This is a genomic window from Mycoplasma leonicaptivi ATCC 49890, assembly GCF_000622205.1.
GTDB lineage: Bacteria > Bacillota_I > Bacilli_A > Mycoplasmatales > Metamycoplasmataceae > Mycoplasmopsis > Mycoplasmopsis leonicaptivi.
Map to the genome: position 1 here is coordinate 1 of NZ_JHWE01000025.1, position 14,468 is coordinate 14,468.

Annotated in this window: 24 protein-coding genes and 1 pseudogene; 23 read left to right on the plus strand and 2 right to left on the minus strand. The window is 29.0% G+C overall.

The window, feature by feature from the left end:
• From BU00_RS0101860 to rplL, 3 genes are all read left to right on the plus strand, one after another.
• A partial coding sequence (locus tag BU00_RS0101860) for an integrase core domain-containing protein (protein ID WP_027121255.1) occupies positions 1-261 on the plus strand: 261 nt, incomplete at its 5' end.
• Between the two features lie 470 nt (positions 262-731).
• Positions 732-1,229 (plus strand): 50S ribosomal protein L10, encoded by a 498-nt coding sequence (rplJ, locus tag BU00_RS0101870; RefSeq protein ID WP_027121256.1) that lies wholly within the window; start codon positions 732-734, stop codon positions 1,227-1,229.
• A gap of 38 nt (positions 1,230-1,267) precedes the next feature.
• Positions 1,268-1,639: a 50S ribosomal protein L7/L12 gene (gene rplL, locus BU00_RS0101875; protein ID WP_027121257.1), complete on the plus strand. Its 372-nt coding sequence runs from the start codon at positions 1,268-1,270 to the stop codon at positions 1,637-1,639.
• A gap of 40 nt (positions 1,640-1,679) precedes the next feature.
• Here rplL and BU00_RS0101880 read toward each other — a convergent pair whose 3' ends face one another.
• A complete protein-coding gene (locus tag BU00_RS0101880; protein ID WP_036458888.1) occupies positions 1,680-3,632 on the minus strand; it encodes a DNA gyrase/topoisomerase IV subunit B in 1,953 nt (650 codons plus the stop codon).
• A 291-nt stretch (positions 3,633-3,923) separates the two neighbouring features.
• Here BU00_RS0101880 and rpsJ point away from each other — a divergent pair, with 291 nt between their 5' ends.
• From rpsJ to rplO, 20 genes and pseudogenes are all read left to right on the plus strand, one after another.
• Positions 3,924-4,232, plus strand: a complete 309-nt coding sequence (gene rpsJ, locus BU00_RS0101885) for a 30S ribosomal protein S10 (RefSeq protein ID WP_027121259.1) — start codon at positions 3,924-3,926, stop codon at positions 4,230-4,232.
• A 21-nt stretch (positions 4,233-4,253) separates the two neighbouring features.
• A pseudogene (gene rplC, locus BU00_RS04490) lies at positions 4,254-4,913 on the plus strand (50S ribosomal protein L3); the annotation flags it as partial.
• 134 nt (positions 4,914-5,047) lie between these two features.
• Positions 5,048-5,743 (plus strand): 50S ribosomal protein L4, encoded by a 696-nt coding sequence (rplD, locus tag BU00_RS0101895; protein WP_027121260.1) that lies wholly within the window; start codon positions 5,048-5,050, stop codon positions 5,741-5,743.
• A gap of 2 nt (positions 5,744-5,745) precedes the next feature.
• Positions 5,746-6,207 (plus strand): 50S ribosomal protein L23, encoded by a 462-nt coding sequence (rplW, locus tag BU00_RS0101900; protein WP_027121261.1) that lies wholly within the window; start codon positions 5,746-5,748, stop codon positions 6,205-6,207.
• A gap of 122 nt (positions 6,208-6,329) precedes the next feature.
• Positions 6,330-7,175 carry a 50S ribosomal protein L2 gene (gene rplB, locus BU00_RS0101905; protein ID WP_027121262.1) on the plus strand — a complete coding sequence of 282 codons (846 nt, stop codon included), beginning with the start codon at positions 6,330-6,332 and terminating at the stop codon, positions 7,173-7,175.
• Complete coding sequence (rpsS, locus tag BU00_RS0101910) at positions 7,175-7,453, plus strand: 30S ribosomal protein S19 (RefSeq protein ID WP_027121263.1); 279 nt, start codon at positions 7,175-7,177, stop codon at positions 7,451-7,453. The genes rplB and rpsS overlap by 1 nt, the downstream gene beginning before the upstream one ends.
• On the plus strand, positions 7,453-7,794 hold the full coding sequence (rplV, locus tag BU00_RS0101915; protein ID WP_027121264.1) for a 50S ribosomal protein L22: 342 nt from the start codon (positions 7,453-7,455) through the stop codon (positions 7,792-7,794). The genes rpsS and rplV overlap by 1 nt, the downstream gene beginning before the upstream one ends.
• Complete coding sequence (gene rpsC, locus BU00_RS0101920) at positions 7,794-8,444, plus strand: 30S ribosomal protein S3 (protein ID WP_027121265.1); 651 nt, start codon at positions 7,794-7,796, stop codon at positions 8,442-8,444. The genes rplV and rpsC overlap by 1 nt, the downstream gene beginning before the upstream one ends.
• On the plus strand, positions 8,444-8,866 hold the full coding sequence (rplP, locus tag BU00_RS0101925) for a 50S ribosomal protein L16 (protein ID WP_027121266.1): 423 nt from the start codon (positions 8,444-8,446) through the stop codon (positions 8,864-8,866). Before rpsC ends, rplP begins: the two co-directional genes overlap by 1 nt.
• Positions 8,866-9,060, plus strand: coding sequence for a 50S ribosomal protein L29 (gene rpmC, locus BU00_RS0101930; protein WP_027121267.1), 195 nt, complete (start codon positions 8,866-8,868; stop codon positions 9,058-9,060). The genes rplP and rpmC overlap by 1 nt, the downstream gene beginning before the upstream one ends.
• A 2-nt stretch (positions 9,061-9,062) precedes the next feature.
• Positions 9,063-9,329: a 30S ribosomal protein S17 gene (gene rpsQ / locus BU00_RS0101935; RefSeq protein WP_027121268.1), complete on the plus strand. Its 267-nt coding sequence runs from the start codon at positions 9,063-9,065 to the stop codon at positions 9,327-9,329.
• Positions 9,329-9,694 carry a 50S ribosomal protein L14 gene (rplN, locus tag BU00_RS0101940; RefSeq protein WP_027121269.1) on the plus strand — a complete coding sequence of 122 codons (366 nt, stop codon included), beginning with the start codon at positions 9,329-9,331 and terminating at the stop codon, positions 9,692-9,694. Before rpsQ ends, rplN begins: the two co-directional genes overlap by 1 nt.
• A gap of 14 nt (positions 9,695-9,708) precedes the next feature.
• Positions 9,709-10,041: a 50S ribosomal protein L24 gene (rplX, locus tag BU00_RS0101945; RefSeq protein ID WP_027121270.1), complete on the plus strand. Its 333-nt coding sequence runs from the start codon at positions 9,709-9,711 to the stop codon at positions 10,039-10,041.
• Positions 10,042-10,043: 2 nt separating this feature from the next.
• Positions 10,044-10,589, plus strand: coding sequence for a 50S ribosomal protein L5 (gene rplE, locus BU00_RS0101950; protein ID WP_036458892.1), 546 nt, complete (start codon positions 10,044-10,046; stop codon positions 10,587-10,589).
• Complete coding sequence (locus BU00_RS0101955; protein ID WP_027121272.1) at positions 10,589-10,774, plus strand: type Z 30S ribosomal protein S14; 186 nt, start codon at positions 10,589-10,591, stop codon at positions 10,772-10,774. The genes rplE and BU00_RS0101955 overlap by 1 nt, the downstream gene beginning before the upstream one ends.
• A gap of 2 nt (positions 10,775-10,776) precedes the next feature.
• Complete coding sequence (gene rpsH / locus BU00_RS0101960) at positions 10,777-11,172, plus strand: 30S ribosomal protein S8 (RefSeq protein WP_027121273.1); 396 nt, start codon at positions 10,777-10,779, stop codon at positions 11,170-11,172.
• Positions 11,173-11,180: 8 nt separating this feature from the next.
• Complete coding sequence (gene rplF, locus BU00_RS0101965; protein WP_027121274.1) at positions 11,181-11,723, plus strand: 50S ribosomal protein L6; 543 nt, start codon at positions 11,181-11,183, stop codon at positions 11,721-11,723.
• Between the two features lie 21 nt (positions 11,724-11,744).
• The gene (gene rplR, locus BU00_RS0101970; protein WP_027121275.1) at positions 11,745-12,095 is read left to right on the plus strand and encodes a 50S ribosomal protein L18; all 351 of its coding nucleotides are present in this window, start codon (positions 11,745-11,747) and stop codon (positions 12,093-12,095) included.
• Positions 12,096-12,097: 2 nt separating this feature from the next.
• Positions 12,098-12,754 (plus strand): 30S ribosomal protein S5, encoded by a 657-nt coding sequence (rpsE, locus tag BU00_RS04495; RefSeq protein ID WP_027121276.1) that lies wholly within the window; start codon positions 12,098-12,100, stop codon positions 12,752-12,754.
• Entirely contained in the window at positions 12,754-13,194 is a 441-nt protein-coding gene (gene rplO, locus BU00_RS0101980) for a 50S ribosomal protein L15 (protein WP_084477543.1), read from the plus strand. Before rpsE ends, rplO begins: the two co-directional genes overlap by 1 nt.
• Before the next feature lie 36 nt (positions 13,195-13,230).
• On the opposite strand, the gene BU00_RS04500 is transcribed toward rplO, so the two are convergent.
• Positions 13,231-14,118 carry a 5'-nucleotidase gene (locus tag BU00_RS04500; protein WP_051521845.1) on the minus strand — a complete coding sequence of 296 codons (888 nt, stop codon included), beginning with the start codon at positions 14,116-14,118 and terminating at the stop codon, positions 13,231-13,233.
• Positions 14,119-14,468 lie beyond the last annotated feature (350 nt).

The window sequence follows — 14,468 nt, forward strand, 5'->3', positions numbered from 1 at the left end:
GAGTATAAAAAATTAGTTGATAAAATTAATGGAAAAATTTCAATGTCTAGAGTTGGTAATTCCTTAGATAATAGAGAAGTTGAATATTTCTTTTCGATATTAAAAACAGAATGTTTATATTTAAACAAAATAAAGGAAATAACTTTTAAAGAATTAAAATCATTAATTGAATCGTTTATTGTAAAATATAATAATGAAAGATTTCAATCAAATCTTAATTGAAAAACACCTCAAGAAACTTGAAGTGCTTTAAAATTATAATTGTTTCAAATCTGTGTCCCTGTTTATTGTTTGTCTTTTTCCGATTTTTAATTTAAATAAAATAAAAATTAATAATGTTTCAAAAAACAAATGAGTACCATTAGCCTTTAGGATTTTTGTTTTATTAGTTTGGATTTTATCAATTATTCTTAATTTTATATCGATTATTCGTCAATTTTATGGTCTTATAACAGTCAGATCACTTATACTATTTTTAACATTTTTTACATTTAGTTTTATTAATTGTAATATACTATTTTGTACTTTTGTCTTAACAAATAATTACAATAATACCTTAAAAGTGGTATAAACAAATATTTTTACTAAAATATATAAATTTTATTTAAATTTATTAAGTTTTTTATTATAATAAGCAAGCAATACATAAAGACAGTAACAGTTTTATAACTTAATTAGTTACCTAGTGTATATTCTTTAATTTGTATTGCATAATTTTGAAAGGGGGCAAAATGTCAGAATCAAAATTTAAAGCAGCTAAAAAAGAAGTTGTTATTGAAATAGTTGATAAAATTAAAAATTCACATTCCTTAGCAGTCGCTGAATATCGTGGTTTAACAGTTAGTCAATTAGAAGAACTTAGATTACAAGCAGCAGAAGCAGGAGTTGAAGTTAAAGTTTACAAAAATCGTTTATTCAAAATTGCTTCATCACAAGTTGGTTTATCAGATTTAGCAGATCATTTAGTAGGTCCAAACATTTACTTATTTTCAAAAGAAAATGGAATGGCTGGTGCTAAATTATTAGTAGCTTTTGCTAAAAAACATAAATTAGTGACAATCAAAGCAGGTACATTTGAAGGTAAAGTTCTTGATGCACAAGGTGTTAAAGACGTTGCTACACTTCCTTCATACGAAGAAGCACTTGCAATTCTTGCACGTACAATGATGTCACCATTACAACAACTTGGTCTTTCACTTAAAATGTATAGTGAAGGAAAATCAGAATAATTTTTAATATCAATTAATTTAAGAAAGGAAATATAATTATGGCAAAATTAACAAAAGAAACATTTATTGAATCATTAAAAGAAATGTCAATTAAAGAAGTTATGGAACTTGTAGAAGCAATGAAAGAAGAGTTTGGTATTGATCCAATGGCTGCTATGGCAGTTGCTGCTGCTCCATCAGAAGGTGGTTCAGAAGAAAAATCAAGTGTTAAAGTTGTTTTAAAAGCAGATAACGGAAAGAAAATTCCAGTTATTAAAGCAGTACAAGAAGTTTTAGGACTTTCATTAATGGAAGCAAAAAAGGTTGTTGATGGTGTTCCAGCAACAATTAAAGAAAATATTTCTCCTGAAGAAGCTGAAGGTATTCGTGCTAAATTAGTAGAAGCTGGTGCTGAAGTTTCAGTTGAGTAATTAATTAACAATAAAACAAATAAAAAGTAGAAATTTAATTCTACTTTTTATTTTTATTAATTTCATCAATTTTTTCTAAATAATCATCATAATTTTCAAAATCAATATTTTTTTCAATTCATTCTCTTCTTTTACTTGAATCATCACTCATTAGTATTGTAACTCTTCTTTCTGCTAATGAAAGATCATCAATAGAAATTTGAATTAAGGATCTTGTTTCAGGATTCATTGTTGTTTCTCAAAGTTGATCAGCATTCATCTCTCCAAGACCTTTATATCTTTGTATTTCTGTAACACCTTTTTCAAGTGCTATTTTTTCTCTAAGTTCTTCATCTGATCATAAATATTGTATTGTTTTTTTACTTTTGTTAGTTAATTTATATAATGGTGGTATAGCTATAAAAACTTTGCCTTGCTCAATTAATGGTTTCATAAATCTAAAGAAAAATGTAAGTAAAAGTGTTTGAATATGAGCGCCATCTGTGTCAGCATCGGTCATAATAACTATTTTTCCATACTGGATTTTGGAAATATCAAAATCTTTACCAAAACCAGCACCAATTGCATTTATAATAGTAATAATTTCATTATTTTTTAAAACATCAGTTATTTTAGCTTTATCACTATTGATAACTTTACCTCTTAATGGTAAAATAGCTTGTGTATTTTTGTCTCTTCCGTTTTTAGCAGAACCCCCAGCTGAATCACCCTCAACAAGAAATAATTCTCTTTCTTCAACTTTTTTAGAAGCAGCAGGTGTTAATTTATCACTAATGATAACTTTTTCTTTTAGATTTTTTTTAGATGTTCTTGCTTCTTCTTTTCTTTTTCTTTCATCTATTCTTATTTCGTAGGCTTTTTTAACTTTATCTAAAATAATTTTTGCAACTTTTTTGTTTTCTGTGATTCATTGTTGGAAATATTTTGAAACAATATCATCTACAACTTGTCTTGCTTCAGGTGTTCCTAATTTATCCTTAGTTTGGCTAACGAATTCTAATAAATTTTCAGGTACTTTTAATGATATAATACATGTTAAACCTTCTCTTATATCTTCACCATCAAATGTAACACCTTTTTTAAGTGCTCCTTCTTTTCCGGCAAATTCATTAAATGTTCTTGTTAGTGCTGTTTTAAAACCTGTTTCATGAGTTCCACCATCTTTGGTTTTAACATTGTTAACAAAACTTAAAATTAAATCATTATAACCTTCGCTTCATTGAAATGAAACATGTACCTCTATATCTTTTTTTGTATCTTTAAATGTTATAGGTTTGTTAATTGGATTTTTACCATCATTAACAAAATCTAAAAAAGACTCTAAACCATTTTGGTATTGAAATTTTTGTTCAATTTTGTTTTCTTCATCGATTAACTCAATTTCCAAATCTGAAATTAAAAAAGCACTTTCTTTTAAACGTTCTGAAATCCTTTCGAAGTTAAGTCTTGCTCTTTTAAAAAAAGCATAATCTGGTCAAAACTGAATAGTTGTTCCAGTAGTTTTTGATTTTCCAATTTCAGTAGTTCTTTCTATTATTTTATCTTGTTCAAAAGCAGTTCTATATAGTTTACCATTTCTTGCAACAGTTACAATCAGTTTTGTAGATAAAGCATTAGTAACTGAAGCTCCAACACCGTGTAAACCACCAGAAGACTTATAAGCAGAAGAATCAAATTTTCCACCAGCATGTAATGTTGTAAAAACAAGCTCTACAGCAGTTTTAGTTTGACCTTTCGCTTTTTCTACTGGTATACCACGACCATTATCTGAAATTAAAACAGAACCATCTTTTCTTAAAACTACTTTGATTTTATTAGCAAATCCTCCAAGAGCTTCATCTATTGAGTTATCAACAATTTCTCAAACAAGATGATGCAATCCATTAACATCTGTACCACCAATATACATTCCAGGACGTTTTCTAACAGCAGCAAGTCCAGTTAGTTGGTGAATACTATCAGCAGTATATTGATTTTTTAATTTAGTTTCCATAGATTAATATTATATAAATTTTTTACTAAAAATATTAAAAAATTGTTATTTTGAATGAGGTTTTATGCAATTTTTATGCAAAAAATTTACCAAAAAAATATGTGATACACCAAAAGGAGTTGTCAATTAAAATCATTGTTAAAATTGTTTTTATTTTTTATATTTTGTAATATAATCTAAAAGCAACTATAACTATGAACTACAAGGTTGTTAATATCTTTAATGTTGTCAAAAATATTAAGTTTTTGTAGGGAGTTATGTTCAACAATCGAACAAAGGAGACAACTAAAAATGAGTAAATTAAATATCAAAATTAAAGGTTTTGATCACTCACTTGTTGATTCAGCTGCAAAAAAAGTTTTTTTAGCAGCAAAAGAAGATGATAAAGCAAAAGTTAGTGGACCAATTCCTTTACCAACAAAAAGAGATGAAGTTACCATCTTAAGATCTGTTCACGTTAATAAAACAAGTCGTGAGCAATTTGAAAGCAGAACACACCAAAGATTAGTAGTTATTACAAATCCATCTGCTAAAACAAAAGACAAAATCGAAAGATTAGAATTACCAGCTGGTGTAGGTATTCAAATAAAAGTAAAGTAATCAAATTATTAAGGAGTTAAAATGAAAGGAATCTTAGGACGTAAAGTTGGTATGACTCAGATTTTCACAGAAACAGGTGCAAGAGTAGCTGTTACTGTTGTAGAAGTACAACCAAATGTTGTTTCTAAAGTTTTAACAAATGACAAAAATGGTTATGTTGCTACACAACTTGCAGTTTTTGATAAAAAAGCAAGTCGTTCAAACAAACCAGAAACAGGTCATTTTAAAAACGCTAAAACAACACCTAAGCGCTTCGTTAAAGAAGTTCGTAATATGTCAGGTTTTGAGTTAGGACAATCAATTACTGCTGATATATTTAAAGCAGGAGAACTTGTAGATGTTACAGGAACTTCTAAAGGAAAGGGTTTTGCTGGTACAATTAAAAGACATAACCAAGCAATTGGACCTAAATCACACGGTGGAGGAGGAGGTTCTCAGCCTGTAAGACAAACTGGATCACTTGGAGATATTTCAGGGAACAGAGTTTTTAAAGGTATGACAATGCCTGGTCACCTTGGTAATGTAAAAACAACATTACAAAATTTAGAAATTGTTAAAGTTGATACAGCTAACAATTTATTATTAATTAAAGGATCAATTCCTGGTCCTAAAAAATCATTTGTTGTAGTTAAACAAGCAATCAAAGGTTTACCAAATAAAGAACAAATAAAATTAGTTGATATTCAAGAAGTTTTAAAAATGAATGAACTTATTGAACATGCTAAAAAATATGGAATTGAAGTTACAGTAGGAATGCATTCAACAGAATTAGAAGCATTAATTAAAGAAGCAGAATCTAAAGAAGGAGATAAATAATGGCTGAAACACAAAAAACAACAGTTAAAAAATCAACTACTAAAAAAGAAACTGCTTCAAAATCAGTAAAAGTATCAGTTCAAAAAGAAAAAGTAAGTAAACCTGCTTTTAAAGAAGTTAAATTACCACAAGAACTTTTTAATAGTGAAAAAATCTATGAACAGGCAATTTTTGACTCAATTCTTTCAGAAAGAGCTTCAAGAAGACAAGGGACACACCAAGTTAAAAACCGTGCCGAAGTAAGTGGAAGTGGTAAAAAACCATGAAGACAAAAAGGTACAGGTCGTGCAAGACATGCTTCTTTAAGATCACCAATATGAGTAGGTGGTGGTAGAGCATTTGGGCCACAAACAAATAAAAACTATTCATTAAAAGTTAATAAAAAAGTTAAATATGCAGCTTTTGTTTCTGCTTTAACATTATTAGCAAAAGATAACGCAGTTATTGTTAATGATTTAGAATTAAAAGCAATCAAAACAAAAGACCTTGTTGCTAAATTAGAAGAATTAAAAGTTAATAATTTAAGACATATTTTAATTGTTACAGAAAACTTATTTGTTTTTAAATCATCACAAAACCTTCAAAATGTAAAAACTGTTAAAGCAAATTCAATAACAGTTGAATCATTAATTGGTGCTGACGTTATGATAATTTCAAATGAAAGTTTAGAAATTTTACAAAGAAAGGCTAGATAATTATGGAATTAACAAGAATTATTAAGTCACCTATTTTAACTGAAAAATCAGATTACTTAAGAACAAAAAACCAAGTTTTAACATTTAAAGTAGATTTTGCAGCAAATAAATTTCAAATTAAAGAAGCTGTTGAGACAATTTTCCAAGTTAAAGTAGCAAAAGTAAATACAATTAAAATAGATAAAAAACCAAAAAATGTTGGTCGTTTTCACGGATTTACAAATCGTTATAAAAAAGCAATGGTTACATTGGTTGAGGGTCAAGAAATTAACTACATCCCTTCTGAAGAACAATCAAAAGAAGATAAATTAAAAGCAGACGAAGTTAAATCAACAAAAATGAAAAAAGCTTCAGAAGTGGAAGCAAAAGTTGCTCAAAAATTAGCTGCTAAAAAATCAGTTGCAACAAAAACTTCAACAGTTAAAAAAGCAACTACAACAAAACGTAAAGTAGGTGGTGAATAATTATGCACCTATCATAATTAGATGCTTATTTATATCTAATTATTTTATTAAATATTAAATTAAAAGCGGAATTTTGTGCTTAAAAGAAAGAACCGCGACTATTTTTAAGCAAAGGAGAAGACATGGCTATTAAATATCACAAGCCAACTACTAATGGTAGAAGAAATATGTCAACTCTTGATTTCAAACAAAATTTATCTGGTCATGCACCTGAAAAATCACTTTTAGTGAAATTAAAATACAGTGCAGGTCGTAATAATCAAGGTAAAATTACAGTTAGACATCATGGTGGACGTGTAAAAAGATTCTACAGATTAATAGATTTCAAAAGAAACAAAGATAATATTCCTGCTATTGTTAAAACAATTGAATATGATCCAAATAGATCAGCAAACATTTGTTTATTAGCATATGCAGATGGAGAAAAAAGATATATTTTAGCTCCAAAAGGTATAAAAGTTGGTCAAGTAGTTTACTCAGGTGAGGCTTCTGACATTATTGTGGGTAATGCATTACCACTTGCAAATATTCCTGAAGGAACATTTGTTCATAATATAGAAATGCAACCAGGAGGTGGCGGAATTATTGCACGTAGTGCAGGAACTTCTGCTCAAATTCTTGGTAAAGATGAAAATGGTAAATACGTTGTTTTAAAATTAAAATCAGGTGAAACACGTCGTATTTTAGCACGTTGTCGTGCAACAATTGGTGTTGTAGGGAACGAAGAACACTTACTTGTAAATGTTGGAAAAGCTGGTATTAACAGACATAAAGGAATTAGACCTACAGTTCGTGGATCAGTTATGAACCCTGTAGATCACCCACATGGTGGAGGGGAAGGTAAACAACCAGTTGGTCGTAAAGCTCCGCTTACTCCATGAGGTAAAAAAGCTCTTGGTGTTAAAACAAGAAAAACTAAAAAATCTTCAAATAAACTTATTTTAAGAAGAAGAAAGGATGCTAAATAATGGCTCGTAGTCTTAAAAAAGGTCCATTTGCCGATGATCATTTACTTAAAAAAGTAGATGCTATTATTGAAGGTAAAGCACCTAAAAAACCAATCAAAACATGATCAAGACGTTCAACAATCTTCCCAAGTTTTGTAGGTTTAACATTTGCAGTTCATAATGGAAAACAATTTAATGAAGTTTATGTAACAGACGATATGGTAGGACATAAATTAGGAGAATTTTCACCTACAAGAACTTTCTCTGGTCATGGTGCAGATAAAGGTAAGAAAAAATAATGGCTCAACAAGCAAAAGCGCATGTTAAATTACAAAGAGTAAGTGTTTCAAAAGCTAAATTAGTAGCTAACTTATTCAGAGGTAAAGATGTAAATGTTGCGTTAGGTATCTTACACAACACATCTAAAAAATCAGCACCTATTTTCATTAAATTATTAAATTCTGCAGTTGCTAACGCAACAAATAACCACGGAATGAACGCAACAAAATTATTCGTAAAAGAAGTTTATGTAAATGAAGGTCCAACACTTAAAAGATTCCAACCAAGAAGTAGAGGAAATGCTTATTCAATTTTAAAAAGAACTTCTAATTTATCAATCGTTTTAGAGGAGAAAAACTAATGGGTCAAAAAGTTAATCCAAATGGATTCCGTTATGGAGTTACAAAAGCACACAATACAACATGATTTGCTGAAAAAGCTAATTTTGGTTCATTATTAGTTGAAGATGCTAAAATTTATAATTTCTTTGATAAATTAGTTCGTCAATACCAAATTGGAAAAGTTCAAGTTAAGAGAACAAAAGAAAATAAAGTTACTGTTTATGTTCACACAGTAAAACCTGCAGCAGTTTTAGGACAAGAAGGAAAAAATGTTCAAGAATTAACTCTTTCTTTACAAAAATTCCTAAAAAATAGAAAATTAAATCTTAATATTCAAGTTGTAGAATTAAAAAACCCTGATTTAAATGCAAGATTACTTGCAGAAATGATCGCTACAAAATTAGAAAACCGTGAAAGTTTCCGTTCAGCTCAAAAAATTGCTATTAGATTAGCGATGAAATCTGGAGCAAAAGGTATTAAAACAATGGTTAGTGGTCGTTTAAATGGTGTAGATATGGCTCGTTCAGAAGGATATTCTGAAGGTGAAATGAAATTACACACATTAAGACAAAATGTTGATTACGCAACAGCAACAGCAAGAACAACTTATGGTGCTATTGGTGTTAAAGTATGAGTTTCATTAGGAGAAATTTTAGGGGGTAATAAATAATGTTACAACCAAAAAGAACTAAATACAGAAAACCATTCTTAGTTAAACATGACAAACGTAAAGCAACAAAAGGAAATACAGTTGCATTCGGTGAATTTGGTTTACAAGCAGTTACATCACAATGAGTAACTTCTCGTCAAATTGAATCAGCACGTATTGCTGCAACACGTAGAATGGGTCGTGAAGGACAAGTTATTATTAGAATTTTCCCTCACTTTTCAAAAACTTCTAAACCAATTGGTGTTCGTATGGGTTCAGGAAAAGGAACACCAGATTCATGATATACAGCAGTAAAAGTTAATACAATGATGTTTGAAGTAGGTGGTGTTTCTGAAGAAATAGCACGTGATGCCTTACGTTTAGCAGGTCACAAATTACCAGTTAAATGAAAAATAGTATCTAAAAAAGGAGAACAAGAATAATGCTTTATAAAGATTTAAAAAATAAATCAGAAAAAGAGTTGGTAGAATTAGTTAACCAATTAAAAGCTGAATTATTTACTTTAAGATACAAAAATGCAATTGGTGATTTAAAAGAAACACACAAAATTAAAGTAATAAGAACCGACATAGCAAAAGTACTTACAGCTTTAAATGAAAAAAAGGGAGCTAAATAGTTATGGAAAGAAATACAAGAAAAACTTTAACTGGGACAGTTGTTTCAGCAGGTAAATCTGCAAAAACAATTATTGTTGCAGTTGATACATACAAAAAACACCCATTATATTCAAAACGTTTCAAATCTACAAAAAGATTTGCAGTACATGATGAACAAGAAATAGCACAATTAGGTGATATTGTTGTTATTATGGAAACAAGACCACTTTCAAGAACAAAACACTTTAGATTAGTTTCTATTTCTCAATCAAAAGAAGGAAGTAAATAATGTTACACGAATTATCAAGAGCAAATGTTGCTGATAACTCTGGTGCAAAAGAAATTGGTGTTATTCGTGTTTTAGGTGGTTCAAAGAAAAAAGTTGCTAAAATAGGTGATATTATTGTATGTTCAGTTAAAAAAGCTATCCCTAATGGTATGGTAAAAGAAGGTCAAGTTGTTAAAGCAGTTGTTGTTCGTTCAAAATATGGAACACACCGTAATAATGGTACATACATTCGTTTTGATGAAAACGCTGTTGTTATTATTAAAGAAGATTTAACACCACGTGGAACACGTGTATTTGGGCCAGTAGCTCGTGAATTACGTGAAAAATTCCCTAAAATTGTTTCATTAGCACCTGAGGTTTTATAAAAAAGGATTAAATTATGAGTAAAATTAAATTTAAGAAAAATGATGAAGTTATTGTAATTTCAGGTAAAGAAAAAGGAAAAATTGGAACAATTGAAAAAGTATTACACTCAAAAAACAGAGTAGTAGTTAAGGGTGTTAATATTGTTAAAAAACACAATAAACCTTCACAACAAAATAATGACGGTTCAATTACAGAATTTGCAGCACCAATACATGCGTCAAATGTTGCATATTTAGTTAAAAAAGCTTCAAAATCACATGGAAATCAATTCTCAAAATTAGGATACAAAATTAAAGATGGTAAAAAAGTGAGAGTTGTAAGAAAAACTCAAAAGGAAATTAATTAATTATGTTAAAAAAAGTTTATTTAGAAAAAGCAGTTCCTGCTTTAAAAGAAAAATATAATTACTCATCATTAATGCAAGTTCCTAGAATTGAAAAAATTGTATTAAACATGACTGCTGGTAAAGAAGTATCAAATTCAAAAGCTATTGAAGAAGTGTTACAAGAATTAACTTTAATATCTGGACAAAAACCATTCGAAACAAAAGCTAAAAAATCAAACGCTTCATGAAAATTACGTGAAGGAATGCCTATGGGTGGAAAAGTTACACTTCGTAGAGATAGAATGTGAGATTTTTTAGAAAAACTTATTAATATTGCACTTCCACGTGTGCGTGATTTTCGTGGAGTTAATCCAAAAGCATTTGATGGTAGAGGAACATTTGCTTTAGGAATTAAAGAAGAAATTATCTTCCCTGAAATCGAATTTGATAAAATTCGTCGTATTAAAGGGTTAGATGTTATTATTGTAACAACTGCTAATAATGATCAAGAAGCAAGAAGTTTATTAGAATTATTAGGTGTACCATTTGAGAAAAAAGGAGCTAAATAATGGCAAGAAAAGCTTTAATCGCAAAAGCAAAACGTCACCCTAAATTCTCATCACGTGCTTATACACGTTGTGAATTATGTGGTCGTCCTCATGCAGTTTTAAGAAAATACAAAGTATGTCGTATCTGCTTTAGAAACCTTGCATATGAAGGTAAAATTCCAGGTATGAAGAAAGCGAGTTGATAATTATGTTTATTACAGATCCAATTTCAGATTTAGTAGTTCGTATTAAAAATGCAAACGCTAGAAAACATAAAACAGTTTCAATTCCATATTCAGGAAAAAAAGAAGCTATTATTAAGTTAATCGAATCTCAAGGGTACATTACTTCATATTCAGTTGAAGGTGAAGGAACAAAAAAAGTATTATTAGTAGTTTTAAAATATAAAAAAGGTCAATCAGCAATAGTTGGTATTAAAAGAGTTTCTAAACCAGGTTTACGTGTATATGTAAAATCAGAAGAAATTCCATCAATTATTTCAGGTTATGGTACAGTAATTATTTCTACATCAAAAGGTTTAATGACAGGTTCTCAAGCTAGAAAGGAAAATGTAGGTGGTGAAATTATCGCTTACATTTGATAGGTAATTCTATGTCTCGTGTAGGAAATCGTGTTTTAATTATTCCTGCTGGAACAAGTGTTACAGTAGAAGGTTCAAAAGTTACTGTAAAAGGTGCTTTAGGAACATTATCAAGAGAATTTAGTCCATTAATTAAAGTTGTTGTTGAAGATAATCAAGTTACAACATTACGTGCAAATGAAGAAAAGCACACAAAACAATTACATGGAACAACAAACTCACATATTTCAAATATGATAGTAGGTGTTTCACAAGGTTATAAAAAAGAATTAGAAATTAAAGGGGTTGGATTTAAAGCTGTTTTAGAAGGTACAACATTAGTTGTTTCAGCTGGATATAGTCACCTTTTTAGATTAGAAGTTCCAAGTGATTTAAAAGTTACAATCACTAAACCAACAGAATTGACAGTATCAGGAATTGACAAACAAAATGTAGGACATTTTGCTTCAGTTATTCGTGATATAAGAAGACCAAGTGTGTACTCAGGTAAAGGTATTTCATATAAGGGTGAAAAAATTAGACGTAAAGAAGGGAAAACAGCTTCTAAAAAATAAGTTGTTTATAAGGTTTAAATTATGGCAAAATTATCAAGAAATAAAGCTAGAAAAATTAAACATGAACGTGCTCGTTTCAGAATTTTTGGAACAGAAACAAAACCACGTTTAAATGTATTTAAATCACACCAAAACTTTTACGCACAATTAATAGATGATACAAAAAGACACACATTAGTTTCAGTTTCTACTTTAAAAGATACACAATATAGTGGTAATAAAGATGCTGCTGCAAAATTAGGTACATTAATGGGTGAAAAAATCGCTTCATTAGGAATTAAAGAAGTTGTATTTGATCGTGGTGGATATATTTTCCACGGACGTGTAAAAGCTTTTGCTGAAGCTGTTAGAGAAAAAGGAGTTAAATTCTAATTATGACAACAGAAAATAAAGAAAAAAAAGTTGAACAAACAGGAACACAAGAAGTTTCTGCTAAAAAAGTAAGAACTCCAAGAACTCAAAAAGATAAAAACACAGAAAACTCAAATCAAGAATTTCGTCCAAGAAGAACTTCAAGACCTAAAACAGATCGTCGTTCTAAAATTGAATCAGAATATCAAGAAAAAGTTATTGATATTGCACGTGTAACAAAAGTTGTTAAAGGTGGAAGAAGATTTAGTTTCTCAGCATTCGTTGTTATCGGAAACAAAAAAGGTAGTGTTGGTTATGGTCATGGTAAAGCTAATGAAGTTCCAGATGCTATTAAAAAAGCAGTTAAAGATGCAAAAAATAATTTAGTAAATGTACCTTTAAATGAAAAAACTGGAACAATACCTCATGAAGTTAATGCTAAGTTTTTAGCATCAAAAGTTATGTTAAAACCAGCTGCAAAAGGAAAAGGACTTATTGCTTCTGGAACAGTTCGTGCGGTTGTTGAATTAGCAGGATACTCAGACATTGTTACAAAAACATATGGCTCACGTTCAAAAGCTAATGTTGTTAAAGCAACAGTAAAAGCTCTTAAAACTTTAAGAACACCAGAACAAATTGCTGAAATAAGAGATAAAGATGCAAAGGAACTTAAAAACTAATGGCAATTAAATTACATTCATTAAAATTTACAGAAGGTTCAAGACCAGAAAAACACCGTAAAGGTCGTGGACACGCTGCTGGTAAAGGTAAACAAGCAGGAAAAGGGCAATCTGGACAAAATAAACGTAAAGGGCACAGATTAGGGTTTGAAGGTGGTCAATTACCATGATTCCGTCGTATTGGAAAACGAGGATTTAATAATGTTAATCACATTGAATACCAAGTTATAAATCTTAAAGATCTTGAAGCAAGATTTGAAAATAATGCAGTTATATCAGTAGAAAAACTTTTTGAAGAAGGTTTAGTTAAAAGAAATTTACCAATTAAATTATTAGGTAATGGTGAAGTTTCTAAAAAATTCACTATCTATGTAAACAAAGCTTCTGCTAGCGCTAAAGAAGCTATTGAAAAACATGGTGGACAAGTAATCGAATTATAATTCTTAATTAAAAACACAACTATTTAAGTTGTGTTTTTAATTAATTTTTGTTTTTGCTTTTTCAGGAAGATTTACGATTTGTTTTGCTTTAATTTTTTTGTTAATAAATTCAGTAATAGGTTTTTCAAAGTTTGACTCATTCAATTTTTGATTTTTATTTGTAATTTTTTGACCAAATTCAATAATTGTATCGATTAATTTACCACCTTCGTACACCTGCTGCAATTTATTATTTTCAAAGTTTAGATTTAATTTGGAATAATTATCACCACCAACTACTAAATAATCATTTGTTACAATAAAATATTGATTTGTCGGTATAATTGGCTTATTGTTAATCAAAAAGGATTTTTGATTAGGTACTCAAATATATTCAATTAATTTAGTCTTTTTATTAATTGTTTCTATAACATTAAGATTATAAGATACATTTGATGAAAGTTGAGCAAAACCACCCGTTTTACCTTTTGACAAACCTTGTTGAAGTACCTTAATTAATTGCTCACCAGTTAGTTTTATAGAAGTAATTCGATTACCAAAAGGAGAAATTGTCAAAAGATCACCATAATTTAAATTTCCAGTTTCTAAATCAGACCTTATTTCTCCTGCATTAATTAATCCTATTGTATTATCTAATGTTGAAAACTCTTGACCTTGAATCATTTGTTTTTTAAATTCTCAAGCTAGTGCATTTGCAACAAAAACACCTAAATTTGAGGGTAAAATTCTACCCGTTTCATATGATGAATCAAGAAAATCATGTATTTTTGTATGTGTTAATGTAATAGGTAAATTAAATGCCGGTTTATTTTTAATTTTATCAAATTTGTTTTTTAAATTTTTGTAATTTTTTTGATTTGGTTCATTATCTTTTATCTTTGTATTATGTGTTGACACATCAATTTGATATAGATTTCTAAGCACTTGTGAAATTGATTGAATTTTACCTGTTTTAGTATTAAATTTTAAACTTTCAGTAATTTATTATACTAACGCACTTTTACTTTTTAAAAGTGCGTTTTTTACCAAAAATTTATAAAAAAAATATTTTTTTATTTTGTTTTTTAAAATAATTTAGTATAATACTTATACTAATAAAAAAAGGACATTTTATGATAGAAAAATTTAAAAAAGTTTTAATACCAACTGGCGCAAAAATAAGTAAAAGAAAAAACGCTTGATATGTTCAAGTTGTCACAAAAAGAGAGTACATAAAAGAAAAAAAGTATTATAAAGAAACAAAAGTTGCAGTAGGAAGAGTTCTAAAAACTAGC